The sequence below is a fragment of the Mycobacterium sp. Root265 genome (assembly GCF_001428895.1).
GTDB lineage: Bacteria > Actinomycetota > Actinomycetes > Mycobacteriales > Mycobacteriaceae > Mycobacterium.
Genome location: NZ_LMJA01000002.1, coordinates 183,405 through 207,712 on the forward strand (window position 1 = coordinate 183,405; position 24,308 = coordinate 207,712).

The 24,308-nt window shown below is 68.1% G+C and carries 25 protein-coding genes; 12 read left to right on the forward strand and 13 right to left on the reverse strand.

The genetic code is table 11. The annotated features are described in order from the left end of the window. Positions 1-18: 18 nt before the first annotated feature. Together ASE48_RS04190 and ASE48_RS32560 are read right to left on the reverse strand one after the other, a co-directional pair. Entirely contained in the window at positions 19-315 is a 297-nt protein-coding gene (locus ASE48_RS04190) for a DUF732 domain-containing protein (protein WP_156409036.1), read from the reverse strand. Between the two features lie 96 nt (positions 316-411). After that, positions 412-594 (reverse strand): hypothetical protein, encoded by a 183-nt coding sequence (locus tag ASE48_RS32560; RefSeq protein WP_156409037.1) that lies wholly within the window; start codon positions 592-594, stop codon positions 412-414. 81 nt (positions 595-675) lie between these two features. Here ASE48_RS32560 and ASE48_RS04195 point away from each other — a divergent pair, with 81 nt between their 5' ends. Beyond that, on the forward strand, positions 676-1,257 hold the full coding sequence (locus ASE48_RS04195) for an HhH-GPD-type base excision DNA repair protein (RefSeq protein ID WP_057165771.1): 582 nt from the start codon (positions 676-678) through the stop codon (positions 1,255-1,257). A 29-nt stretch (positions 1,258-1,286) separates the two neighbouring features. Here ASE48_RS04195 and ASE48_RS04200 read toward each other — a convergent pair whose 3' ends face one another. After that, positions 1,287-1,940, reverse strand: coding sequence for a nitroreductase family protein (locus ASE48_RS04200; protein WP_057165989.1), 654 nt, complete (start codon positions 1,938-1,940; stop codon positions 1,287-1,289). Positions 1,941-1,972: 32 nt separating this feature from the next. On the opposite strand from ASE48_RS04200, the gene ASE48_RS32040 reads away from it, so the two are divergent. Beyond that, positions 1,973-2,122, forward strand: a complete 150-nt coding sequence (locus tag ASE48_RS32040) for a DUF1059 domain-containing protein (RefSeq protein ID WP_082613994.1) — start codon at positions 1,973-1,975, stop codon at positions 2,120-2,122. Positions 2,123-2,188: 66 nt separating this feature from the next. Here the strand turns inward: ASE48_RS32040 and ASE48_RS04205 are convergent, their stop codons facing one another. Both ASE48_RS04205 and ASE48_RS04210 read right to left on the reverse strand, forming a co-directional pair. Continuing rightward, the gene (locus ASE48_RS04205) at positions 2,189-3,181 is read right to left on the reverse strand and encodes an Rv1157c family protein (RefSeq protein ID WP_057165772.1); all 993 of its coding nucleotides are present in this window, start codon (positions 3,179-3,181) and stop codon (positions 2,189-2,191) included. A 44-nt stretch (positions 3,182-3,225) separates the two neighbouring features. Continuing rightward, positions 3,226-3,762 (reverse strand): hypothetical protein, encoded by a 537-nt coding sequence (locus ASE48_RS04210; protein ID WP_235570771.1) that lies wholly within the window; start codon positions 3,760-3,762, stop codon positions 3,226-3,228. 251 nt (positions 3,763-4,013) lie between these two features. Between ASE48_RS04210 and ASE48_RS04215 the strand changes: the two genes are divergently transcribed. Next, entirely contained in the window at positions 4,014-5,165 is a 1,152-nt protein-coding gene (locus tag ASE48_RS04215; protein ID WP_442928676.1) for a mannosyltransferase, read from the forward strand. Here ASE48_RS04215 and ASE48_RS04220 read toward each other — a convergent pair. Further along, entirely contained in the window at positions 5,110-5,394 is a 285-nt protein-coding gene (locus ASE48_RS04220) for a 4a-hydroxytetrahydrobiopterin dehydratase (protein ID WP_057165774.1), read from the reverse strand. The genes ASE48_RS04215 and ASE48_RS04220 overlap by 56 nt on opposite strands. A gap of 27 nt (positions 5,395-5,421) precedes the next feature. Between ASE48_RS04220 and ASE48_RS04225 the strand changes: the two genes are divergently transcribed. Further along, positions 5,422-5,811 (forward strand): (deoxy)nucleoside triphosphate pyrophosphohydrolase, encoded by a 390-nt coding sequence (locus ASE48_RS04225; RefSeq protein ID WP_057165775.1) that lies wholly within the window; start codon positions 5,422-5,424, stop codon positions 5,809-5,811. A gap of 9 nt (positions 5,812-5,820) precedes the next feature. Here the strand turns inward: ASE48_RS04225 and ASE48_RS04230 are convergent, their stop codons facing one another. The 3 genes from ASE48_RS04230 to ASE48_RS33070 form a co-directional block, all read right to left on the reverse strand. Beyond that, positions 5,821-6,231, reverse strand: a complete 411-nt coding sequence (locus ASE48_RS04230) for a hypothetical protein (protein WP_200962064.1) — start codon at positions 6,229-6,231, stop codon at positions 5,821-5,823. Between the two features lie 241 nt (positions 6,232-6,472). Further along, positions 6,473-6,739: a hypothetical protein gene (locus ASE48_RS04235; RefSeq protein ID WP_057165777.1), complete on the reverse strand. Its 267-nt coding sequence runs from the start codon at positions 6,737-6,739 to the stop codon at positions 6,473-6,475. Positions 6,740-6,821: 82 nt separating this feature from the next. Then, a complete protein-coding gene (locus ASE48_RS33070; RefSeq protein ID WP_105365278.1) occupies positions 6,822-6,983 on the reverse strand; it encodes a hypothetical protein in 162 nt (53 codons plus the stop codon). A 55-nt stretch (positions 6,984-7,038) separates the two neighbouring features. On the opposite strand from ASE48_RS33070, the gene typA reads away from it, so the two are divergent. Further along, positions 7,039-8,952, forward strand: coding sequence for a translational GTPase TypA (gene typA, locus ASE48_RS04240; RefSeq protein ID WP_057165778.1), 1,914 nt, complete (start codon positions 7,039-7,041; stop codon positions 8,950-8,952). A gap of 29 nt (positions 8,953-8,981) precedes the next feature. Further along, a complete protein-coding gene (locus tag ASE48_RS04245; RefSeq protein ID WP_057165991.1) occupies positions 8,982-10,865 on the forward strand; it encodes an ABC transporter family substrate-binding protein in 1,884 nt (627 codons plus the stop codon). On the opposite strand, the gene ASE48_RS04250 is transcribed toward ASE48_RS04245, so the two are convergent. Beyond that, a complete protein-coding gene (locus tag ASE48_RS04250; protein WP_057165779.1) occupies positions 10,852-12,087 on the reverse strand; it encodes a chloride channel protein in 1,236 nt (411 codons plus the stop codon). The genes ASE48_RS04245 and ASE48_RS04250 overlap by 14 nt on opposite strands. 17 nt (positions 12,088-12,104) lie before the next feature. Here ASE48_RS04250 and mshB point away from each other — a divergent pair, with 17 nt between their 5' ends. Together mshB and ASE48_RS04260 are read left to right on the forward strand one after the other, a co-directional pair. Further along, positions 12,105-12,956, forward strand: a complete 852-nt coding sequence (gene mshB, locus ASE48_RS04255; RefSeq protein ID WP_082613996.1) for an N-acetyl-1-D-myo-inositol-2-amino-2-deoxy-alpha-D-glucopyranoside deacetylase — start codon at positions 12,105-12,107, stop codon at positions 12,954-12,956. Between the two features lie 88 nt (positions 12,957-13,044). Continuing rightward, positions 13,045-13,485, forward strand: a complete 441-nt coding sequence (locus ASE48_RS04260; RefSeq protein ID WP_082613997.1) for a hypothetical protein — start codon at positions 13,045-13,047, stop codon at positions 13,483-13,485. A gap of 40 nt (positions 13,486-13,525) precedes the next feature. On the opposite strand, the gene ASE48_RS04265 is transcribed toward ASE48_RS04260, so the two are convergent. Next, the gene (locus ASE48_RS04265) at positions 13,526-14,641 is read right to left on the reverse strand and encodes an MSCRAMM family adhesin SdrC (protein WP_235570773.1); all 1,116 of its coding nucleotides are present in this window, start codon (positions 14,639-14,641) and stop codon (positions 13,526-13,528) included. A 195-nt stretch (positions 14,642-14,836) separates the two neighbouring features. Between ASE48_RS04265 and ASE48_RS04270 the strand changes: the two genes are divergently transcribed. The 4 genes from ASE48_RS04270 to ASE48_RS04285 all read left to right on the forward strand — a co-directional run bounded on the left by ASE48_RS04270 (position 14,837) and on the right by ASE48_RS04285 (position 21,433). Next, positions 14,837-17,413, forward strand: a complete 2,577-nt coding sequence (locus ASE48_RS04270) for a bifunctional FO biosynthesis protein CofGH (protein ID WP_200962066.1) — start codon at positions 14,837-14,839, stop codon at positions 17,411-17,413. A gap of 43 nt (positions 17,414-17,456) precedes the next feature. Further along, entirely contained in the window at positions 17,457-20,225 is a 2,769-nt protein-coding gene (locus ASE48_RS04275; protein ID WP_057165783.1) for an ATP-binding protein, read from the forward strand. 123 nt (positions 20,226-20,348) lie between these two features. Continuing rightward, a complete protein-coding gene (locus tag ASE48_RS04280) occupies positions 20,349-20,813 on the forward strand; it encodes a DUF2231 domain-containing protein (protein ID WP_057165784.1) in 465 nt (154 codons plus the stop codon). A gap of 71 nt (positions 20,814-20,884) precedes the next feature. After that, positions 20,885-21,433, forward strand: a complete 549-nt coding sequence (locus tag ASE48_RS04285; protein ID WP_057165785.1) for a YceI family protein — start codon at positions 20,885-20,887, stop codon at positions 21,431-21,433. Position 21,434: 1 nt separating this feature from the next. Here ASE48_RS04285 and ASE48_RS04290 read toward each other — a convergent pair whose 3' ends face one another. Next, entirely contained in the window at positions 21,435-23,453 is a 2,019-nt protein-coding gene (locus tag ASE48_RS04290; RefSeq protein WP_057165786.1) for an NADPH-dependent 2,4-dienoyl-CoA reductase, read from the reverse strand. Between the two features lie 32 nt (positions 23,454-23,485). Continuing rightward, the gene (locus ASE48_RS04295) at positions 23,486-24,043 is read right to left on the reverse strand and encodes a PadR family transcriptional regulator (protein ID WP_057165787.1); all 558 of its coding nucleotides are present in this window, start codon (positions 24,041-24,043) and stop codon (positions 23,486-23,488) included. Positions 24,044-24,308 lie beyond the last annotated feature (265 nt).

Below are 24,308 nucleotides of genomic sequence, written 5' to 3' on the forward strand. Positions count from 1 at the left end.
ACCGGGATCGACGGCCGATTACTGAACCGGGCAGGCGTACTTTCTGGCCACGTCGAAGACCCGCTCCTGCGCGCCGGGGCCGATGGCGCCCTGCGCGGCCAATTCCAGACCTATGTAACCCGGCAGTCCGCCCACGCACGCCTGATGCATGGCGCGCCAGGCGGTGTCCGGGTTCAGGTTGTAACCATTGCGCTGCAGGCCGCCCATGTACTCGTCGAACTCCGGGGTGCCCTGCTCGGGGATCGCCGCGGCTGTCCCCGCGAAGGCGATCGAGGCGGCAACCGCCGCGACAAGCGGTGCAATCACACGTCTCATGTTCACTCCTACGGGTCCTGTGGGCCGTGAGCCACGGGTTATCGCGTCTACGTTGGCATACCGCACTCACCCAGACCGGTGAGTCGAGCACTCTCGTCAGCTGTCGCCGGCCGACCCACCGTCCCCGCAACCGCCGGCACTTGAGCTGTCGTCGCCGCGGGCATTACGCTGCGGCCCACGCGATGGGCCGCGTCCGTTGCCCGGCCCGATCCGCCCCACGGCGAACCACACCATGGCGAGCAGCACAACGGAGACTCCCAACGGAATCCACTCGCTCATGGTGAGCCCCTCATCTGCGGGCACACGCAGGGACACCGCTGCGACGCATCCGCGATCTTGAAGTCACCTTAAACTGGTGACGTGGGAAAACTTCAGCTTGTCCAGGAACCCGCGGCCGACGCCCTGCTCGAGGCCAATCCCTTCGCCCTGCTGGTCGGGATGCTGCTCGATCAGCAGATCCCGATGGAGACGGCATTTGCCGGGCCGAAGAAGATCGCCGACCGTATCGGCGCGGTCGACGCCCGCCAGATCGCCGACTACAACCCCGACGAGTTCATCGCGCTGTGTTCTGAAACCCCTGCCATTCACCGCTTCCCGGGCTCGATGTCCAAGCGGGTGCAGGCGCTGGCCCAGGCGATCGTCGACGACTACGACGGTGACGTCACCGCTCTGTGGACCGGCGGCGAGCCCGATGGCGCCGAGGTGCTGCGACGGCTCAAGCGGCTGCCCGGATTCGGCGAGCAGAAGGCCAAGATCTTCCTCGCGCTGCTGGGCAAGCAGTACGGGGTGACACCCAAGGGTTGGCGCACCGCGGCGGGGGACTACGGCAAGGCCGGCACGCACATGTCGGTGGCCGATGTGGTCGACCCCGGATCGCTGCAGGAGGTTCGGGCCTACAAGAAGAAGATGAAAGCGGCCGCGAAGGCTGCGAAGCAGGCCTGAGCCATCGGCACCGCCAAGGCTGCGAAAGCCTAGAACGCGGGCCCGTCGAACCGCTCCCGGGTGACGAACTCCGAAACCGGTTTGCGGGTCAGCTTGGTGAACTGCTTCACCGGCTTGCCCAGCGGCACCACCGCGGCGATCGCGTAGTCCGCGGGGATACCGAGCAGTTCTTTCACCGTGGGCTCCTCGGGCACCACCATCGTGGTGAGCACGCCACCGAAGCCCTCGTTGCGGGCGGCGAGCAGGATGTTCCACACCAGCGGGTAGACCGACGCCCCCGCCACCAGGCCGATGCGATCGAGGTCCTGGTCGAAGGCCGCCACCACTCCGAGATCGACGCAGATCACCAGCGCCACATCGGCGTCCAGCAATTGAGCCGCGCGCGGGACGCGCACCGCCGCCAGGTCCTCGGCCGACACACCCATGGGGTGCAGCGGGTTCCAGGGGCTCTCCCCGTTGCGTTGCTGGGCGATGTAGCGTCGGAACCCGGTGTCGGTGAGTTCGGCGAGAGCCTCCTTGGTGGCGGGGTCGCGAACCACCACGATATGGGTTCCCTGCCGGTTCCCGCCGCTCGGTGCGAACCGGGCGTTGTCGAGAATCCGGGTCAGCGTTTCGTCGGGCAACGGTTCGCCGGTGAAGACACGGACCGCCCCAGTTGTGCGCATAACGTGGTAGATGTCCATGCTCACCATCATGCGTATGCGATTGTGGACATATGGCTAAGACACATCTGAACTGCCCGTGCGGCGAGGCGATTCAAGGTGAGAGCGAAGACGATCTCGTCGAAAAGGCGCAGACCCACCTTTCGGAGTCTCATCCCGGCCGTGAATACGACCGGGAGATGATCCTCTTCATGGCGTACTAGCGCACCGTCGCGACGGTGCACTCAGATCGCGATCTGAGTGCGCGCTCGCATTGATCGAGACGCCCGTTACGGCACCACCGTCGAACCGATGGTGGGCATGAACTGGCACTGCTTCTCGGTCGTGCTGACCTGACCGAAGATCGTCGACATGATGCTGCCCGAACCGGTTTCGGCGATGGCGGTCAGCGTGGTCGGTCCGGCGGGGTTGATGTCCGCCTGCGGCTTGAGCGTCGCGGTACCGGACTTGCCGGTGGTCAGGTTCACCCATGTCACGTTCAGCGGCAGCTTCTGCTCGGCCGCGGGGCCGGGGGTACCGACCGCGGTGAACACGTAGGCGGTCTGGCCGGCGACCGGGCCGGGCGCGGGGATCTTCGCGGGGCCGGCAACCGAGATCGCCGTGGCCAGCACATTGCCCCCGTCGACGCCGCAGCCATTGCTGATCGACGGGTACATGAAGTCCTGGGTGGTCGGCGCGTCGGGACCGAAGTCCGGCATCGTGCCGGGGGCGGGCGCCGGCGCGGGACCCGGAGCGGGTGCTGCTTCCGGGGCGGGCACCGCCAGCGACGCGGCCTCGGGAGCGGGAGCCGGGGCGGGAACGGCTTCGGGGGCCGGTGCCGGCGCGTCGACCGGCGGGACGACGGCCTCGGGTGCGGTGGGCACCGCCATGGGCACGGGACCGACGGAATAGGCCGGGTCCACACCTGCGGGCAGATGCGCCTCCACGCCCGCGCCGGCCGCAGGCACATGTGCCTGCGGCTCGGACACGAACTGGTTCACCGCGGACGCGACATTCAGCGAATCGGACGGCGCCGCCGCGTTTCCGGCGAACGCGGCGGCAGCGGCCATGAGCATCGATGCGGCATTGCCCGGATCAGCAGCAGCCTGCTGGATGGCCGGGCCGAGAGTCTCCATCGCCGGGAGCCCCGGTGCCTGCAAACCGTTGATCGGCAGCGGCATCGGCGCTGCCGGTTCGGCATGGGCAGGGATCGCGACTCCGCTGCCCAGTGCCACGAGCGCACAGGCCGTGGTGCTGGTCAACATTGTCCGGATCGATGGCATGACTTCCCCCTGGTGAGTTGTTCGGTGACGGGTACGGCCGGCGATCAGGGCAGCGCGGAGACCGGCAGGAACATCGGCACCAGTGACTGGGCTGCCGCGTCGGCGGGCGACGCGGCAGGCACGCCTGGTGCTGCCGGGATGCCCGGCGCCGCGGCCGGGGCAGCAGCACCGGTCTGCGGCAGCAGACCCGCGAGCGGGGTGCCGGCCGGGATCAGCGATGCCAGACCCTCCGGGACGATGTTCTGCACACCGGCCACGGCCGGTGCGGCAGCCGCCGCGGCGGGCAGCGCGGTGGCCACGCCCGGCGCCTGCGGCAGGTTCAGCGAGGCGCTGGCGACCGGCGGAGCGGACGGGGTGATGGGATCGACCGGGAGGGTCGACTGTCCACCGCCCCCGGTGAACGCCGAGGCGAGTCCCTGGATGAGTCCCGGCGCGGCGGCCGGCAGGCCGGCGAGCTGGTTCATGAACGGGATGTTCGGCATGGCGGGCGCGGGTGCGGGCGGCGCCGGCGGAGCCGGCTCGGCAGCAGCGCTCGGGCTGAGCATCAGGGCGGTGGCGACGGCGCCTGCTCCGGCAATCACGCTGGCGGCAAACGCTTTTCTGATTGGTGACACGAGTCTCCCCATTTCGTTGACGGCACGTCTCAGACCGAAGGTACGGAGTTACTGGTGTTACTCAAGTGACAAGAGTGGCATTTATCCAACCGTTACGGAGGTGTGCGCCGATGGTGACCGGAAGGGCGAGCGCCCCGCCGGTCGTTAGAGTCGGACCCGTAGACACCATTCGCGACACCGGTCCGACGGCACAGCTGTATCGCTGGGCGCCGCTGTTGATGGTGGTCAGCATCGCCGCGCGGCTCGCCTGGACCTACCTGGTCCCCAACGGCGCCAACTTCGTCGACCTGCACGTCTACGTCGGCGGCGCGGACACCCTGGAGCATCCCGGCGCGCTCTACGACTACGTCTACGCCGAGCAGACGCCGGACTTCCCGTTGCCGTTCACCTACCCGCCGTTCGCGGCGGTGGTGTTCTACCCGCTGAGCCTGCTGCCGTTCGGCGTGGTGGCCCTCATCTGGCAACTCGGCATCTTCGCCGCGCTGTACGGCGTGGTGCGGATCAGCCTGCGCCTGCTCGGGCTCACCGATCTGCGCCCGGCGATGCTGTGGACCGCGGTCGGCATCTGGACCGAGCCGCTGCGCAGCACGTTCGACTACGGCCAGATCAACGTGCTGCTGGTGCTCGCGGTGCTGTGGGCGGTGCAGAGCAGCCGATGGTGGTTGTCGGGGCTACTGGTCGGGTTGGCCGCCGGCGTCAAACTCACCCCGGCCGTCGCGGGTCTGTACTTCGTCGGTGTGCGTCGGTGGGGTGTGGCGGTGTTCTCCGCCGTGGTCTTCCTGGCCACCGTCGGCGTGTCGGCACTGGTGGTCGGCGACCAGGCCCGCTACTACTTCACCGATCTGCTGGGCGACGCGCGCCGCGTTGGTCCCATCGGCACCTCGTTCAACCAGTCCTGGCGCGGCGCCATCTCGCGGATCCTCGGCCATGACGCGGGGTACGGCCCCATCGTGATCGCCGCGTTGGTGCTGACCGCGGTGCTGGCGCTGCTGGCGTGGCGGGCCATCGGCACCGCGGACCGGCTCGGGGGCATCGTCACGGTCCAGTTGTTCGGGCTGCTGCTCTCACCGATCTCGTGGACGCATCACTGGGTGTGGCTGATCCCATTGATGATCTGGCTGCTGCACGGGCCGGTGCGAGAACGCCTCGGCGCCCGCGTCCTGGGCTGGGGGTGGCTGGCGCTGACCCTCGTCGGGGTGCCCTGGCTGCTGAGCTTCGCGCAGCCGACCATCTGGGAGATCGAACGCCCGTGGCACCTTGCCTGGGCGGGCATGGTGTATCCGGTGGCCACCCTGGCCACCTTGGGATGGCTCGCTACGTGCCGAGCAACTGATCGATGGCCTTCGCCATCTCCAGATCCTGCTCGGTGATACCGCCGGCGGAATGCGTGACGAGAGCGAAAGTCACGGTCCGCCAACGAATGTCGATATCGGGGTGATGATCCTTCTGCTCGGCCAACTCGGCGACGCGGCCGACGGCGTCGACCCCCTCCAAAAACGCCGGGAACTCGATCGAGCGGCGCAGCGCGCCGTCGGCCCGTTCCCAGCCGTTCAGATCGGGCAGTGCGGCGTCGACTTGGTCGTTGGTTAACACAGCCATGTTCTCGACGGTATACCGTCAACCGCGATGGCTGGGCGGATCGTCGTTGCGGGAGCACTCATTTCACAGGGTGCGTTGCTGGTCGCGCAGCGAAAAAGACCGCCCGAGCTGGCCGGTCTGTGGGAGTTGCCAGGTGGCAAGGTCGCCGACGGAGAGAGCGACGCCGACGGGCTGGTACGTGAACTCCGGGAAGAACTCGGCATCAAGGTCACCGTGGGCGCCCGCCTGGGAGCCGACGTGGCACTGGCGAACGAGATGACCTTGCGCGCCTACCTCGTCACCTGCGCGTCGGGCAGTCCACTGCCGCATGACCATCACGCGTTGCGCTGGGTGCGCGTCGCAGAGTTGGACGACCTGTCCTGGGTGCCTGCCGACCGGGGCTGGCTACCGGATCTGGCCGCGGCATTGCGGGCCTGAGGTGGACGGTCACCAACTGCCGATGGGGGCGCCCTGTCGGAACTCGCCGTTGGCCCGGACCCCGAACGGGGCCGATGAGGTGCCGGGCACCGCGATCACGCTGTCGCGGATCTCGCCCTGGGCCATGACGCCGCCGCTGCCGGCGCGCCGGTTCTCGGCGCCCGCGCCGCGGGCCACGCCCTGACCCGACCGCCGAAGGGCGTTCTTGTCGACGAGGACGGCCTGCCGGCTGCTGACGTTGGGCCGCGGGGCGACCTCGGTGACCTCGGCGCTCGCGGTCGCCACGCCGACGGTCACATATGCCGCGGCGACGGCGGCGGCACCGATGCCGACGACGGTCAGCTTGGTGGCGATACGCGCAAGGCTCCGGCGGGCAGGAGCGCAGCGACCTGGGGAGTGGTTCCGGGAGGTCACAGGCATCGGCACAAACCCTTCGTCACAGCGGACCGCTCTGGTCGCTCGGTACATCGCGCAGGAGTGCCGAACGTTACCAATTGATTTCTTACGCAAGCGCTTTGGCGGCGTCGCGGCCGGCGGAGAGGCAACGAAAAGTATTGACGTACAAGTTAATTGAAGGAAGCTGAGAGTTTCCGAAGATTTTCGGCGGCCGGTTTGTGGCGTTCTCGTCGGAAAGAGTCCTACGAGAACTCCACAAATCGCACTAGTAGCGGAGTCGGTCACCGACCACGCGTACCGGCTGGCCGCGGTGGCCCGCCGTGTAGATCGGGTGCAACAGCGCCGGATGCCGGCAATGCGGGCAGGAAGCCTGCGGGTCCCTGGCCGACGACAGCGTCAGATGGTGACATGCGGCACACCGGACGACGTACGCGGCGCCCAGCCAGTTGAGTAAACCGAGATAGATCGCCGCTGTTGCCGCGAGCGCCAGCACCACGATCACCGTCACTGTGAGCACTTCGTAAACCGTCATGACCGATACCTCCAACCACGCCCGGCGGGTATCTCAACCGTACGCTCGCCACGGCGTCAGGAACAGGTATCAACCCAGCTCATTACGTCTTTCGGGCGAGCTTGTACACCTTCTCCAGGTCCTTGCCGCGCATTCCGTTGTGCGCGGCCTTCTGCACCTTGTGCAATACCAGCGGGCACTTCTTGCAGCGCGGCTTGCTGCGGCAACACTTCTTCTTCGGCTTGGCCGACAGCAGCTTCTTCACTCACGCCTTCCGCTGGATTCACTCGTTTTCGTGATCGGGTACTCGCACTGCGACAATGCCCTACGTGGATTCTCGCCCGAACTTTCGCAACGTAGCCATCGTCGCGCACGTCGATCACGGTAAGACAACCCTGGTCGATGCAATGCTGCGGCAATCCGGTGCGTTGTCGCACCGCGGTGATGATGCCATCGAACGCCTGATGGACTCCGGTGACCTGGAGAAGGAAAAGGGCATCACCATCCTGGCCAAGAACACCGCGGTGCATCGCCAGAACCCCGACGGATCCATGACGGTCATCAACGTCATCGACACCCCGGGCCACGCCGACTTCGGTGGCGAGGTGGAGCGCGGCCTGTCCATGGTCGATGGTGTCGTGCTGCTGGTCGACGCATCCGAGGGCCCGCTGCCGCAGACCCGTTTCGTACTGCGCAAGGCGCTGGCCGCGCACCTGCCGGTGATCGTGGTGGTCAACAAGACCGATCGCCCGGACGCACGGATCGCCGAGGTCGTCTCCGAGAGCCACGACCTGCTGCTCGATGTCGCCTCTGACCTCGACGCCGAGGCGCAGACGGCCGCCGAGTTCGCTCTCGGTCTGCCGGTGTTGTACGCCTCGGGACGCGCGGGCATCGCCAGCACCACCGAGCCCGCCAACGGCGAAAACCCCGACGGTGAGAACCTCGACCCGCTTTTCGATGTGCTGATGGAGCACATCCCGCCGCCGCAGGGCGATCCGGAGGCCCCGCTGCAGGCGCTGGTGACCAACCTGGACGCATCGGCGTTTCTGGGTCGTCTCGCACTGGTCCGCATCTACAAGGGCAAGCTGAAGAAGGGCCAGCAGGTGGCCTGGATGCGCGAGGTGGACGGCCATCCGGTCATCACCAACGCCAAGATCACCGAACTCCTCGTCACCGTCGGCGTCGAGCGGACCCCGACCGATGAGGCGATCGCCGGCGACATCGTCGCGGTGGCCGGTATGCCCGAGATCATGATCGGCGACACGCTGGCCGACATCGAGCACGCACACGCGCTGCCGCGCATCACCGTCGACGAGCCCGCGATCTCGGTCACCATCGGCACCAACACCTCGCCGCTGGCCGGCAAGGTGTCCGGGCACAAGCTGACCGCGCGCATGGTGAAGAGCCGGTTGGACGCCGAACTCGTCGGCAACGTCTCGATCAAGGTCGTCGACATCGGCCGTCCGGACGCCTGGGAGGTGCAGGGCCGTGGTGAGCTCGCGCTGGCCATCCTGGTCGAGCAGATGCGCCGCGAAGGCTTCGAGCTGACCGTCGGCAAGCCGCAGGTGGTCACCCAGACCATCGACGGCAAGCTGCACGAGCCGTTCGAGGCGATGACCATCGACACCCCGGAGGAGTTCGTCGGCGCCATCACCCAGCTGATGGCCGCCCGCAAGGGCCGCATGGAAGACATGACCAACCATGCCGCCGGATGGGTCCGGATGGACTTCATCGTGCCCAGCCGTGGCCTGATCGGGTTCCGCACCGACTTCTTGACGATCACCCGCGGTACCGGCATCGCCAACGCGGTGTTCGAGGGGTACCGCCCCTGGGCGGGCGAGATCCGGGCCCGTCACACCGGCTCGCTGGTCTCCGACCGGACCGGCAAGATCACGCCGTTCGCCATGACTCAGCTCGCTGATCGCGGACAGTTCTTCGTCGAGCCGGGCCAGGACACCTACGAGGGTCAGGTCGTGGGCATCAACCCGCGTGCCGAGGACCTCGACATCAACGCCACCAAGGAAAAGAAGCTGACCAACATGCGGTCCTCGACCGCGGACGTCTTCGAGACGCTGGCCCGCCCGCTGGAGCTCGGCCTGGAGCAGGCCATGGAGTTCTGCGCCGAGGACGAATGTGTGGAGGTCACGCCGGAGATCGTGCGGGTGCGCAAGCTTGAGCTCACCGCGAGCCTGCGGGCCAGGGCGAAGTCGCGCGCCAAGCAGCAGAACTCCTGAGCTTGGACCGGCCCGATACCCTGAATCTCGTGCCGTCAGCCCGACACCGCTTCTTCGTGCTCGTGGCAGTGCTGTCGGCGCTGGTGCTGGCCGGTTGCACGGTGAGTCCGCCGCCGGCGCCGCAGAGCACCGAGACGGTGTCGACGCCGCCGCCCGCGCCGGCCAAGGCCATGCAGATCATCATGGCCATCGACGCGATCGGCGCCGGCTTCAATCCGCACCTGCTGTCCGATCAGTCCCCGGTGAATGCCGCGATCTCCTCGCTTGTGCTGCCGAGTTCGTTCCGCCCGACCGCCGATGCGGCGACGCCGACCGGCTCGCGCTGGGCGATGGACCCCACCTTGCTGGTCTCGGCGGAGGTGACCGGTGAGAACCCGTTCACCGTCACCTACAAGATCCGGCCCGAGGCGGCCTGGACCGACAACGCACCGATCGGTGCCGACGACTACTGGTACCTGTGGCGGCAGATGGTCAGCCACCCGGGAGTTGTCGACCCGGCCGGCTATGACCTCATCACCGGTGTGCAGTCGGTGGAAGGCGGCAAGACCGCGGTCGTCACCTTCTCCCAGCCCTACCCGGCGTGGCGGGAGCTGTTCAACGACATCCTGCCCGCCCATATCGTCAAGGACGTGCCCGGCGGTTTCGGCGCGGGGCTGGCCCGGGCGCTGCCGGTCACCGGCGGCCAGTTCCGGGTGGACAACATCGACCCACAGCGCGACGAGATCCTGCTCGCCCGCAACGACCGCTACTGGGGCGAGCCGGCCAAGCCGGATCAGATCCTGTTCCGGCGCGCGGGATCGCCTGCCGCGCTGGCTGATTCGATTCGCAACGGGGACACCCAGGTGGCCCAGGTGCACGGCGGGCAGGCGGCGTTCGCGCAACTGTCGGCCATCCCGGATGTGCGCACCGACCGCATTGTCGGGCCGCGGGTAATGCAACTGACGCTGCGCGCCCAGCAGCCCGCCCTGACCGATCTGCTGGTCCGCCGAGCGATTTTCGGCCTGCTCGACGTCGACCTGCTGGCCGCCGTCGGCGCCGGATCCGACAACACCGTGACCCTGGCGCAGGCGCAGGTGCGCACACCGTCGGATCCCGGTTATGTGCCGACCGCACCGCCGGCCATCACCACCGAGGCGGCGCTCGGTCTGCTGGCCGATGCCGGCTACCAGGTGCAGCCGGTGGAGACACCGGAGACGACGACGCCGGGCACCCCGGGGCCGGACGAGGCCCGCGGCCAGATCACCAAAGACGGTGAGCCGCTGACGATCGTTCTCGGTGTGGCCGCCAACGACCCGACGTCGATAGCTGTGGCCAACACCGCGGCCGACCAGTTGCGCAATGTCGGCATCGCCGCGTCGGTGTCCGCGCTGGACCCGGTGGCCCTCTACAGCGACGCCATGGTCAACAATTCGATCGACGCAGTCGTCGGATGGCACAGCGCCGGAGGCGATCTGGCCACCGCGCTGGCATCGCGCTACGGGTGCCCCGCGCTGGAGGCAACCCCGGTGTCCACCGTGACGCCCGCACCCAGCGTCACCGCCACCACCACCCCGCCGAAGACTTCGAGCACCGTCACGTCCGCGCCGCCGGCCCCGACGCCGACGACCACCGGCGCCGAGGCCCCCGAGACACCGGAGAGCACAGGCGAATTGGTGCAGGCCCCGAGTAACCTCACCGGCATCTGTGACCGCAGCATCCAGCCGAGAATCGATGCGGCCCTGCGCGGCACCGAGGAGATCGGCAAGGTGATCGATGCCGTCGAACCCCGGTTGTGGAATCTGTCGACGGTGCTGCCGATCCTGCAGGACACCACCATCGTGGCCGCCGGCCCGCGGGTGTCCGGGGTCAGTTTGACCGGTCCGGTACCGGTCGGGATCGTCGGCGACGCCGGGCAATGGGTCAAGCAGCCCTGACGGTTCGACGCCACATCTCGTGGGCGGCGTAGGCCGCGATCGCGAACACCGCGAGCATCCACACCGGTGGATGCGCGAGTTCCCAGACGAAAAGCGCCGCGAACGCCGGCGCGCGCTGGGTGATCGCCAACACCCCCGCAGCGCAGGTGAGTGCGACCGCGGCGACATTGACATGCAGGTCGGTGAACTCGTTGAGCGCCAGTGCGGCAACAGATCCCGCCGCGGCGCCGGTCGCCAGCGCCGGGGTGAGCAGCCCGCCCACCGCGCCGGCACGCAGAAACAGTGCCGTCAGTACGGGTTTGAGCGCAAGAATCGCCAGCGCGGCGGTGATGGTCAGATCGCTGTCGATACTCACCACCAGGATGCTGTGGCCGTTGCCGGGCAGTTCCGGCCACCAGATGGAGCAGATGCCGGTGAGCAAGCCGGCGGCGGCGATCCCGGGAATGAGAACCCATGACGCAGCAGGAGTTTTCGCCGTTGCGGTGATCCGGTTGAACGCGATGCCGACGCCGACCGCGAGCGGCGCGATGACCAACGCCAGTCCGGCGAACAGATAGGACAGGCTCGCGTCCGGCCAGTGCAGTGAGTGTTCCAGGTGGGTGACCGGAGACGCGACCGCGACGCCGAGACTCGAGGTGATCAGGGCCGTGCCGACCACCCTCGGATGCCAGCTGTGCAGCAGGATGCTGATGCTGAACAAGGCGCCGCCCAGCGGCACGCCGTACACCGCGCCCAGGCCCGCCCCGGCCGCGCAGGACAGCAGGATCTCCCGGTCGCGTGCGGTCAGCGCCCACCGGGACATCGCGGCATCACCGAAGACGGCGGCCAACTGGCGCGGTGCCCCCTCGCGGCCCAGCGAGGCACCGGCTCCGACGACGACGACCTGCAGGACGGCGTCGATCGCCATCGACAGCCGGGGCAGCGGCCGGTGCGCGGCGATGGTGGTCGACAGTTTCGGGACGGCCGCGTGCCGGCGCAACAACCACCAGCCCAGCCCGGCCAGTGCGCCACCGATCATCGGGCCGACGGCACGACGGACGTGCCCGCTGTCATCGACGCCGTCGAGCAGGCTGCCGAAGCTGTAGTGATACGTCAGGTGCTCGATGCCGTGCAGCAGCAGCGTCGTCGCGATACCCGCGACGCCGGCGAGCAGACCGATCGCGATGACCGCGCAGCCGAATTCCAGTACTCGACGCCTGCTCCTCGCGTCCGCTGGCGACACACGGTAAACCTAGGGGAGTGGAGACACCGCGGCTACTTTTTGTCCATGCCCATCCCGACGACGAATCGCTGATCACCGGCGCGACCATCGCGCACTACGCCGCTCAGGGCGCCGAGGTTCGGGTCGTCACCTGCACCATGGGCGAGGAGGGCGAGGTGATCGGCGAGCGCTGGGCCGGCCTCGCGGTCGACGCCGCCGACCAACTCGGCGGGTACCGGGTCACCGAACTCACCGCGGCCCTGTCCGCGCTCGGCGCGGGGGAACCGCACTATCTGGGCGGCGCCGGACGCTGGCGCGACTCGGGGATGCCCGGCACCCCCGCCCGGCACCGGCAGCGGTTCGTGGACGCACCGTTGGAGGAGCCCGTCGCCGAACTGGTCGCCGTCATCCAGGAGTTCCGGCCGCACGTCGTCGTCGGCTACGACCCCAACGGCGGCTACGGCCACCCCGACCACGTCCGGGTGCACGAGCTCAGCACCGCTGCTGTGGCCGCCTGCGCGGACCTGGCCTGGGCGGTGCCGAAGTTCTATTGGGCGGTGCTGGCGGCGTCCGGGTTCATCGACGGCTTCCGCAATATCGGCGAGCCCCCGCAGGACTGGATCGTGATCAAGCCCGAAGATTTCTCCTTCGCGTTCCCCGATGACCGGGTCGACGCGATCATCGATGCGTCGGTCCAGTTGCCGGCCAAGGCCGCTGCGCTGAGAGCGCACGCCACTCAGGTCAAGGTGGCGCCGGACGGCCGGTCGATGGCGCTGTCCAACAACATCGCGTTGCCGCTGTGGGGCGTCGAGCACTTCGTGCTGGCCGCAGGGGAGCGAGGCGGCGACGGTATCGAGACCGACCTATTGGCAGGGCTGAATCTCCGATAGCGGGACGCGGACGCGGTAAGGTCTGCGACATGGACCCGGATTTGGATCCCAACCTGCAGCATCAACAGGACCGCGCCGACAACTTTCAGTGGGTGGTCGGCTCCTTGGTCGCGCTGCTCGACAGCATCCCGACCTGACAGCCGCGCGTCTCGACGGGCCGGCCTGGCTGCCGCCCGTCGTTCTTTCTGTGCTCGCCCTCGATGGCGTGTTGTCCGCTCTGGCGGCGGCATTTCTGCTGCCACTCCGGCTGGGCTCGGTGCCGTTTCCCATCAGCATGCTGATCAGCGGCGCGCTGAACGCCGCCCTGGTCTGGGCGGCCCTGCACTGGACCACGTCGACGCGCATCGCGGCGCTGCCGCTGTGGACCTGGTTGATCACGGTGCTCGCGCTGACCTTCGGCGGCCCCGGCGATGATCTGGTGTTCGGCGGCGTCGGCGTGATGGCCTACGCGGCGCTGCTACTCATCGCGGTGGGGGCGCTGCCCGCCGCCGCGGTGCTGCGATCCGCGGGACCTGTGCGCGATCGGTAACGCTCACCACCCTTACAGATTGCGCACAAATCGCCGAGGGCTACTGGTCGGAGCCTGAGCCGGAGTCGTTCTTGGGGCTGGGCTTGGCGTCGTTCTTCGTATCGGGCTTGGTGTCCGGCTTGGTGTCGGTCTTGTCGTCCGGGTCGCTGTCGGCTTTCGGATCGGGTCCGGGATCGTGCTTCACGGTGTCCGGCTTCTCGGTGTCCACATCGGCGTCGGCGTCGGTCGTGTCCTCGACGTCCACGTCCTGCTCGGTGTCCTCGTCCGTGAGGTCTTCTTCGTCGGCGGGGTCGAGGTCGGTAGCGGGTGTCTCCACGGGCTGCTGAGGCTCGACGTCTTCGGGTTCGGTGTCGATCGGGGTCTGTACGGGTTCTCCGGCCGGTGGCTCGGCGGGCGGCGTCTCGGACTCCTCTTGTGGACCGTCTCCGTCGGTGACCTCACCGGAGAGCGCCGTGTCGACGGCCGCCGGGCCCCGCGCGGCGGTGCGTGCCCCGGCCAGATTCAGCTCAGCGGTCTGCGCTGTTGTCAGCAGACCGCCACCGATCGGCGGGATAGGCGGCAGTGGCGGCAACCAGAACGCCAATTGGTCGTTGGCGAAGTAGATGAACGAGTTGATGGTGTCGACGGCGACGTTGCGCAGGCCCTGCACGAAGGACACCGACCCGCCGATCCAGTCGGCGATGTTGAAGGTGATGCTCTGGACGATGCGCTCACCCAGGTAGTAGAAGATCATGATCTGCGGGGAGAGCCAACCCACCCAGGGAACCCAGCCCACGGCGTAGGCGGCCACCTCGAAGCCCCACTCCACCCACGGCTCGACGGCGTTGTAGATGTTCTTGATGCCGCTGCTCAGCGAATTCCCGACGACGACCGGCGGGAACTGCGGGCTGGGGAACGACGCCGAAGAACTCGGCGGCACCACGATGCGCTGCACGAAGTCGGTGAGAAGATTCGGAAGGTCGGCCACCGATGCCGTGGTCAGTGGCGCGGCGGCGGCGCTCAATTGCACGGGTTGCGCGACGACCCGCACCTGCGGGGCCGCCGCAACGGAGGCCGGGTGATGGCTGGGTTCGGCAACCGACGGGGCGGCGGCGATGGCCACGGCCGACACGGCGGCAACCGCTGTGGTGAGGCTAGAGCGAACCGAAAATTCCATGGCACCAGCACCTCCGATTCAGAAGTATCGGGAATCAACTTACGGGACCGTCAGTCGTCCGAAGGGCTATTCGACAGCGGGAAGGGACGTGGCTCGTGTCGCACTGCTCGGCGGCGGCTATCGTGACCCCTATGCCAGGCGCATCTGTTTCAGATAGTGAGACGCGCGGATGATCCGCGTCCACGCCGGGGTTACATGGGAGTGGCTCTGAACCCCCAGCACGGCTCCGATCTGCCCAGCCCGGTGGTCCCGCCGAAGTCCAACCCGGCCGCCCTGCGGCGCGTACTTCGCCGCGCCCGCGACGGCGTCGCCCTCAACGTGGACGAAGCCGCCCTGGCGATGACCGCGCGCGGCGAGGATCTGGCCGACCTCTGTGCCAGCGCGGCCCGGGTGCGTGACGCCGGTCTGGAATCCGCCGGACGCCGCGGCGCCACCGGCAGGTTGCCGGTCAGTTACTCCCGCAAGGTCTTCATCCCGGTGACCCACCTGTGCCGGGACACATGCCACTACTGCACGTTCGTGACGGTGCCCGGCAAGTTGCGCGCCGAGGGCAAGGGCATGTTCATGGAGCCCGACGAGATACTCGAGGTGGCCCGCCAGGGGGCGGAGCTGGGCTGCAAGGAAGCGCTATTCACCCTCGGTGATCGCCCCGAGGCGCGCTGGCCCGAAGCCAAGCAGTGGCTCGACGAACGCGGCTACGATTCCACGCTGGATTACGTGCGCGCGATGGCCATCCGGGTGCTGGAGGAAACCGGGCTGCTGCCGCACCTCAACCCCGGCGTGATGAGCTGGACCGAGCTGTCGCGGCTGAAACCCGTTGCGCCGTCGATGGGCATGATGCTGGAGACGACGTCGCGGCGACTCTTCGAGACCAAGGGCCTGGCCCACTACGGCAGCCCGGACAAGGATCCCGAGATCCGGCTGCGCACGCTGGACGACGCCGGCCGGTTGTCCGTGCCGTTCACCACCGGACTGCTGGTCGGTATCGGTGAGACGCTGCTCGAGCGTGCCGAGACGATGCACGCCATCCGTAAGTCGCACAAGTCGTTCGGGCATGTTCAGGAAGTCATCGTGCAGAACTTCCGGGCCAAGGACCACACCGCGATGGCCGGTGTGCCCGACGCCGGGATCGACGACTTCCTGGCCACCATCGCGGTGACCCGACTGGTGCTGGGCCCCAAGATGCGGATCCAGGCACCGCCGAACCTGGTGTCACGCGAGGAATGCCTGGCGCTGATCGGTGCCGGTGTGGACGACTGGGGTGGCGTGTCACCGCTGACCCCCGACCACGTCAACCCCGAGCGGCCGTGGCCCAACCTCGACGACCTGGCGTCGGTGACCGCGGACGCGGGATACGACCTGGTGCAGCGGCTCACCGCGCAACCGCAGTACGTCCAGGCCGGTGCGGCCTGGATCGATCCTCGGGTCCGCGGGCATGTCGATGCGCTGGCCGACCCGGACACCGGGTTGGCACTGGATGTGAATCCGGTGGGCCGGCCGTGGCAGGAGCCCGACGAGGCCGCCGAATCCCTGGGCCGGACCGATCTGCATGAGGCGATCGATTCCGAGGGGCGGCTCACCGAGACCCGCAGCGACCTCGACAGCGCATTCGGTGACTGGGAGTCGATCCGGGAGAAGGTCTCCGAACTCGCGGCCCGCGCCCCGGAACGGATCGACACCGATGTGCTGGCCGCGTTGCGGGCCGCCGAACGAAATCCCGGCGAATGCAGCGACGACGAATATCTGGCGCTGGCGACGGCCGATGGACCGGCGCTGGATGCCGTTGCCGCACTGGCGGACTCGCTTCGGCGCGACGTCGTCGGCGATGACGTCACCTACGTGGTGAACCGCAATATCAATTTCACCAACATCTGCTACACCGGCTGCCGGTTCTGCGCGTTCGCGCAGCGCAAGGGCGACGCCGATGCGTTCTCACTGTCCACCGGCGAGGTCGCCGACCGGGCCTGGGAGGCCCACGTCGCCGGCGCCACCGAGGTCTGCATGCAGGGCGGGATCGATCCCGAACTGCCGGTCACCGGGTACGCCGACCTGGTGCGCGCGGTGAAGTCCCGGGTGCCCTCGATGCACGTGCACGCGTTCTCCCCGATGGAGATCTCCAACGGCGTCACCCGCAGCGGACTCTCGCTGCGAGAGTGGCTGACCAGCCTGCGCGAAGCCGGTCTGGGCTCGATCCCGGGCACCGCCGCCGAGATCCTCGATGACGAGGTGCGCTGGGTGCTCACCAAGGGCAAACTGCCCACCTCGGAATGGATCGACGTGATCAGCACCGCGCACGAGGTCGGGCTGCGCTCGAGTTCGACGATGATGTACGGCCATGTCGACACCCCCAAGCACTGGGTGGGTCACCTCAATGTCCTGCGCGGCATCCAGGACCGCACCGGTGGTTTCACCGAGTTCGTGCCGCTGCCGTTCGTGCACCAGTCCAGCCCGCTCTACCTGGCCGGTGGCGCGCGTCCGGGACCCACGCACCGCGACAACCGCGCGGTGCACGCACTGGCACGGATCATGTTGCACGGCAGGATCTCCAACATCCAGACCAGCTGGGTGAAGCTGGGTGTCGAGCGCACCCGGGTGATGCTCAACGGTGGCGCCAACGACCTGGGCGGCACCTTGATGGAAGAGACCATCTCGCGGATGGCGGGTTCGGAGAACGGGTCGGCCAAGTCGGTCGAGGAGCTGACGGCGATCGCCGAGGGCATCGGCCGGCCGGCCCGGCAGCGCTCCACCACGTACACACCGCTGGCCGCCTGAGCTCGTCCAACCCGGTACCCACCCGGTCGCTACGATCTTCGCCATGTCCATCATGCTGCGCGGCCGCGACCGTGATCGCGCCGTCCTGGACAACCTGACGGCGCAAGCCCGTTCGGGTAGCAGCCAGGTCCTCGTGCTGCGCGGTGAGGCCGGCGTCGGCAAAACCGCACTCCTGGAGTACGTGTCGGAGCAGGCCGCCGGGTTCAACGCGATGCGGGTGGCCGGCGTCCAGGAAGACATGGAACTCGCGTTCGCCGGCCTGCAACAGCTGTGCATACCGTTGATGGGCCACCTGGACGTTTTGCCGCAGCCCCAGCGCGAGGCGCTGGACGTCGCGTTCGGGTACGGCGCAGGCCCCGCGCCCGACCGGTTCCTGGTCGGCTTGGCGGTGCTGAGCCTGATGGCGGCCGCGTCCGCCGAACGTCCGCTGCTGTGCATCGTGGACGACGCGCAGTGGCTGGATCAGGTGTCGGTGCAGACGCTGGCCTTCGTGGCGCGCCGGCTGCTGGCCGAACAGGTGGCGATGGTCTTCGCCGTCCGGAGCGGCCATCCCGATGTGCTGGCCGGTCTGCCCGACCACACCGTGAGCGTGCTCTCCGACGCCGCGGCGCGGGAACTGCTGGAATCGGTGCTGATCGGCGGTATCGATCCGTCGGTCCGTGACCGCATCGTCGCCGAGACCCGTGGCCTGCCGCTGGCGATCCTGGATGTGCCGCGCAGCGTGTCCTCCACCGAATTGGCCGGCGGGTTCTGGCTCTCCGGCCGCCGCTCCACGACCACGGCGATCGAGGACGGTTTCGTCGCCCGCATCCAGGCGATGCCCCCCGACACCCGGCAACTCCTCCTGGTCGCCGCAGCCGAGCCGGTCGGCGATGCGGCGTTGTTCCTGCGGGCGGCAGCCGAGTTGGCGGTGCCCATCGACGCGCTGGCCCAAGCAGAAGCCGCCGGTCTCATCGAATTCGGGCCCAAGATGCGGTTCCAGCACCCGCTGATGCGCTCGGCCGCCTACCGCGCCGCCGATCTCTCCGAACGCCGCGTCGTCCATCGGGCACTGGCTGCGGCGACGGATTCGCAGGCCGACCCCGACCGTCGGGCCTGGCACGCCGCCAACGCCGCGGCCGGCCCCGACGACACAGTGGCCGCCGAGTTGGAGATCTCGGCGGACCGGGCTCAGAACCGGGGTGGAATGGCCGCCGCGGCAGCATTTCTGGAGCGCGCCACCGTCCTCACGATCGATCCGCAGTTACGCGGATCACGGGCGATCGCGGCCGCTCAGGCCAAACGCGAAGCGGCCTCTCCCGATGCGGCCTACGCGCTGTTGGCGATCGCAGAGTCCGCACCGCTCACTGCGCTGCAACAGGGACAGGTGGCCCGGATGCGGGCACAGATGGATTTCGTGCGCAGCAGGGCAGGAGCGTCGGGAGCTCCCACCGTCGGGGATGCCAGTGCACAGTTGCTCAGCGCGGCAAAGCAACTCGACGGCCTCGACGACGAGCTGGCCAGGGAGACCTACCTGGAGGCGCTGACGGGCGCGATGTACGCCGGGCGACTCGGTGCACCGACGCTGCTGCACGAGGTGGCCGCAGCGGGCGCCGGCGCGGTCGGACGGCTCACCGATCTGCAGCGGCCGATCGACTATCTGCTCCGCGGTATGGCCGCGCGGATCATCGACGGTCCCGGCGCCGGATCCGCCGATCTACGTACCGCCCAGGAATTGTGGAACGCCACGGCGCAGCAGAATCCGGGCCGCTGGCTGTACTGGCCGTTTCCCATCGCGCAGGAATCTGCCGCGCACGAGATGTGGGACGACGAGGTCCTCGAACGCATCGCCACCGGCATCCTGGGCCGGGCCCGAGATGCGGGAGCACTGGCGGCGCTCCCGCCGGCACTCGGCTATCGGGCCGGCGTGCATTTCTATCGTGGCGAATTCGGTTCCGCAGCAAGGCTCATCGAAGAGTCGGCATCGATCACCGCGGCCATGGGCAACGCGCCGGTGCGCTATCACTCGCTGAACCTGGCCGCGTGGAGTGGGGTACCCGAGGACGCTGTTGGCATCATCGAGGCGGCTGCCGTCGACGGTGCGGCCAGAGGTGAAGGGCGACTGCTCGGGCTGGCCGCGTTCTGCAGCGCCGTGCTGTACAACGGACTCGGTCGTTACGAGGAGGCGCTGTCTGCGGCCCGTCGCTGTTGCGAATACGAGGATCTCGGGTTTCACAGCTGGTGCCTGTACGAACTGATCGAGGCCGCCGCGCACGTGGGTGACCGTGACACCGCCGTCGACGCGCTGCCGAGACTGGAGGAACGCGCGGGTGCCAGCGGAACCGATTGGGGGTTGGGGGCGGTGGCGGCGGCGCAGGCTCTACTGGCGGATGGCGCCGCCGCCGAGGCCAAGTTCGTGGAGGCGATCGAGCGGCTCGAACGTGCTGACATCGCCCTGCACCTTTCCCGGGCGCGACTGTCCTACGGCGAGTGGCTGCGCCGGGTCAACCGGCGCAATGACGCGCGCAGCCAGCTGGGCGCCGCCCACGACGCCTTCACGAGGATGGGGGCGCTGGGATTCGCCGAACGCGCGCGCCGCGAACTGGTGGCGACGGGGGAGAAGATGCGCAAGCAACCCCTGAAATCGGGTGACGGGCTGACGGCGCAAGAGGCGCAGATCGCCGGACTGGCCCGCGACGGCCTGACCAATTCCGAGATCGGTGCGCAGTTGTTCATCAGCGCGCACACCGTCGAATGGCATTTGCGCAAGGTGTTCGTGAAGCTGGGCATCACGTCCCGGCGACAGCTGCGCACCGTGTCCTGGACTGAATGAAACCGCCTGAGCCTAGGCTTCCCTAACCGTGCATGAGTGAAATTTGTTGTGGCGATTTGGCTTTCAGGTGTCTCACGTGCGCTGCTGTCGGTATCTTGGGTTGTCGCCGAACCCAGGAGTGTCATGAATACCATCGCGGGTATCCCTGCCCATGCGCTGCTGGTGCACGGTGTCGTCGTGTTGGCACCGTTGACGGCGGTTCTCCTTGTTCTTGACGCATTCTCGCGGGCCGCGCGCAGTCGGTTGGTGTGGTTGGCGTTGGCGTTGGCGGTTTGCGTTGCAGTGCTCACGCCGATTACAGCATCGGCGGGCCAGTGGCTCTACGACCGCGAGAGCGAACACCGCCCGATCCTCGAGCTGCATGAGGAGCGCGGCGAATGGATGATCTACTTCGCGGTCGGCCTGCTGCTCGTGGCGATCCTGCAGGCTGTCCAACACCTGAGGGAGTCGCGGGCCGAGAAACCGGGCAGAGCGCTCGCGGTGGTCGCGGCAGTGCTCGCCGTGGTGGTCGGAGTGTCATCGGTGGTCGGTGTGGTTCTGATCGGCCATTCGGGAGCGGAAGCGAAGTGGGGCACCATCGCGGAATGAAATCGGACCATAGTCCGTTTACTCCTGGTGAGGGCGTCGGGAAGGCCGCGCCCGCTGAGCAAGGAGATCTCATGACCGCAGCAGTAGCCACCGACCTGACCGCAGGTACCTGGGCCCTCGACCCGGTGCATTCCTCGGTGAACTTTGCGGTCCGTCACCTGGTGGTGAGCAAGGTCCGCGGCACGTTCGACAACTTCGAGGGCGCCGTCACGGTGGCCGAGGACGGGACCCCGTCGGTGACCGCCACCATCGACATCACCTCGGTCAACACCCGCAACGAGCAGCGCGATGCCCACCTGAAGGCGGCCGACTTCTTCGATGCCGAGCAGTTCCCGACGGCCTCCTTCGTGTCCACCGCGGTGCGCGCCGACGGTGACGACTACGTGCTCGACGGCGAGTTCACCCTCAAGGGTGTCACCAAGCCGGTCTCGCTGAAGCTGGAGTTCAACGGGGTCAACCCCGGCATGGGTCACGGCGAAGTTGCCGGCTTCGAGGCTTCGGTGGTGTTGAACCGCAAGGACTTCGGCATCGACATCGACATGCCGCTGGAGACCGGTGGCGCCGTGGTCGGCGACAAGGTCACCATCACCCTGGAGATCGAGGCCCTCAAGCAGTCCTGAGCTACAGCTTGGCGGCCAGCTCGGTGCCCTGTCGGATCGCCCGCTTGGCATCGAGCTCGGCCGCCACTGCCGCACCACCGATGACGTGCGCGGTGACCCCGCGCGAACGCAACTCGTCGTCGAGCCCGCGCACCGACTCCTGGCCCGCGCAGATGACGACATTGTCGACGGCCAGCAGGCGCGCACCGGTCCGGTCCGGCCCGAAGCTGATGTGCAGGCCGGCATCATCGATGCGCTCGTAGTTCACGCCGGAGAGCTGCTGCACGCCTTTGGCTTTCAGCGACGCCCGGTGTACCCAGCCCGAGGTCTTGCCGAGCCCGCGGCCCTGCGGGCCCTTGGTGCGCTGCAGCAGGAACACCTCACGCGCCGGCGGCAGCGGGATCGGCGTGGCCAAGGAGCCGCGGACCGAAGGCGCGTCCTGCGGGTCCAGTGCGCCCCATTCGGCCTGCCATTCCTTGCGATTCAGGGTGGGGGACTGGTCGGTGACCAGGAACTCGCTGACATCGAACCCGATACCGCCCGCGCCGATGACTGCCACCGAGTCGCCGACCGGCGCACCCGAAAGGACCTCGGCGTAGGACAGCACCTTCGAGTGCTCGATACCGGGAATGGCGGGCATTCGCGGTGTCACGCCGGTGGCGAGCACGACATCGTCGAAGCCGGCCAGATCGTCCACCGTGGCCCGGGTGCCGAGCCGCACCGAGACGCCGGCGACGTCGAGCATGCGCGTGTAATAGCGCACCGTCTCGTTGAACTCCTCTTTACCCGGAACCCTTCTGGCCAGGTCGAATTGGCCGCCGATGGTGGCGCCGGCCTCGAAGAGCGTGACGCGATGCCCGCGCTGGGCGGCGGCCACCGCGGCGGACAGCCCGGCCGGGCCGGCACCCACGACGGCCACCGATCGCGCGTGCCGGGTCGGGCCCAGCACCAATGTGGTCTCGTGTCCCGCGCGCGGATTGAGTAGGCAGGACACCGTTTTGTGCACGAACGCGTGGTCCAGGCAGGCCTGGTTGCAGGCGATGCAGGTGTTGATCTGATCGGCGGCATCCTCGGAGGCCTTGCGTACCCAGTCCGGGTCGCTCAGCAACGGCCGGGCCATCGAGATCAGCTGCACGTGGGTGTCGGTGAGGATCTGCTCGGCGGCCTCGGGCATGTTGATCCGGTTGGAGGCCACCACCGGAACGCCGACGTGTTCGGCGAGCGCGCTGCTGATATCGACGAAGGCGCTGTTGGGCACCGAGGTGACGATGGTGGGCACCCGCGCCTCGTGCCAGCCGATGCCGGTGTTCAGGATGGTGGCGCCGGCCTCCTCGATCTCGGTTGCCAGAGCGACGATCTCATCCCAGGTCTGGCCGTCCTCGACATAGTCGGCCAGCGATATCCGGTAGACGATGATGAAATCCGTCCCGACAGCCTCGCGGACCCGACGCACGATCTCGACGGGGAAGCGTCGCCGTTTCTCCGGTGTCCCGCCCCAGGCGTCCTTGCGCTTGTTGGTGCGCGGTGCCAGGAACTGGTTGAGCAGGTAGCCCTCGCTGCCCATGATCTCCACCCCGTCGTACCCGGCGGAGCGGGCCAGCAGCGCGGCGCGCACGAAATCGTCGATGGTGCCGTTCACATCGCGCAACGCGCGCGGCCGGAACGGGTTGATCGGCGCCTTGATCGAGGACGCACTGACCGAAAGCGGATGGTAGGCATAGCGTCCGGCGTGCAGGAGCTGCAGCGCGATCTTGCCGCCCTCGTCGTGCACGGCGGAGGTGATCCGCCGGTGCCGGCGCGCATCGGCCGCGGAGAGCATCTCGGCGGCGAACGGCAACAGCCAGCCGGTCCGGTTGGGGGCGTACCCGCCGGTGATGATGAGGCCGACGCCGCCGCGGGCGCGCTCGGCGAAATAGGCGGCCAGCTTGTCGGTATCGCGCGCGCGATCCTCCAGGCCGGTGTGCATCGAGCCCATGATCACCCGGTTGCGCAGGGTGGTGAAGCCGAGATTCAGCGGGGACAGCAGATTCGGGTAGTTCACAGGGCCTCCAAGACCTACAGGGCTTCCAGAGCTCACAGGGCCTCCAGTACTTCGGAAAGCCATTCGATGGCGCCCTCTTCGGCGCGAATACCGCCGCGCAGCACCAGGTACTGATGCAGCTCGGAGCCGGTCAGGCCGGCGGGGCTCGGGAACTGCTCTTTCTCGAATCCGAGGTAGGCGTCCAGCAGCGCGGCTCGTTCGGCCCGCAATTCCTGGGCCTGCGCCCGGATGGCGGCGGTGTCGCCGTAGACGGCGGCGCGGATCTTGACGGCCAGGTCTCGGGTCCGGTTGTCGGCCGTCGAACCGGGAGTGGCGCTGCCTCTGCTCTTCAGGGGTTCGGCGATCCACCGGGCCAGCTCGGCGCGCCCGGCCGCGGTCACCGAGTACTCCTTCTTGTCCGGGCGGCCGTGCTGTTCGACCTCGCGGGCGCGCACCCAGTCGTCGTCCTCCATGGCGCGCAGCGTGCGGTAGATCTGCTGATGGGTGGCCGACCAGAAGTAGCCGATGGACCGGTCGAACCGGCGCGCCAGTTCGTAGCCCGAACTTGCCTGCTCGCACAGGGACACCAGGATGGCGTGCGGGAGTGCCATGACGGCAGCGTAAGCCGAACCGACGGTCCTATGCAACAAGTTGCAGTGCAGCGGAGTGCATAGCGCGCGGCTACTAGGCGTGGTGTATCTGCAACGGCTAGTATCAGCAACCACGCGCCACCCCTACGGGGCGGCGCGTGAAGTTAGGACACACTGAGACGCACGTCCAGTTACGGGCCATTCATACTGGCCCGTGCGGAAGCTCCCACGAGTCCCGACCCAGAACTGAAAACCCGACCAGCAGCCCACTGGACAGGAGAAACAT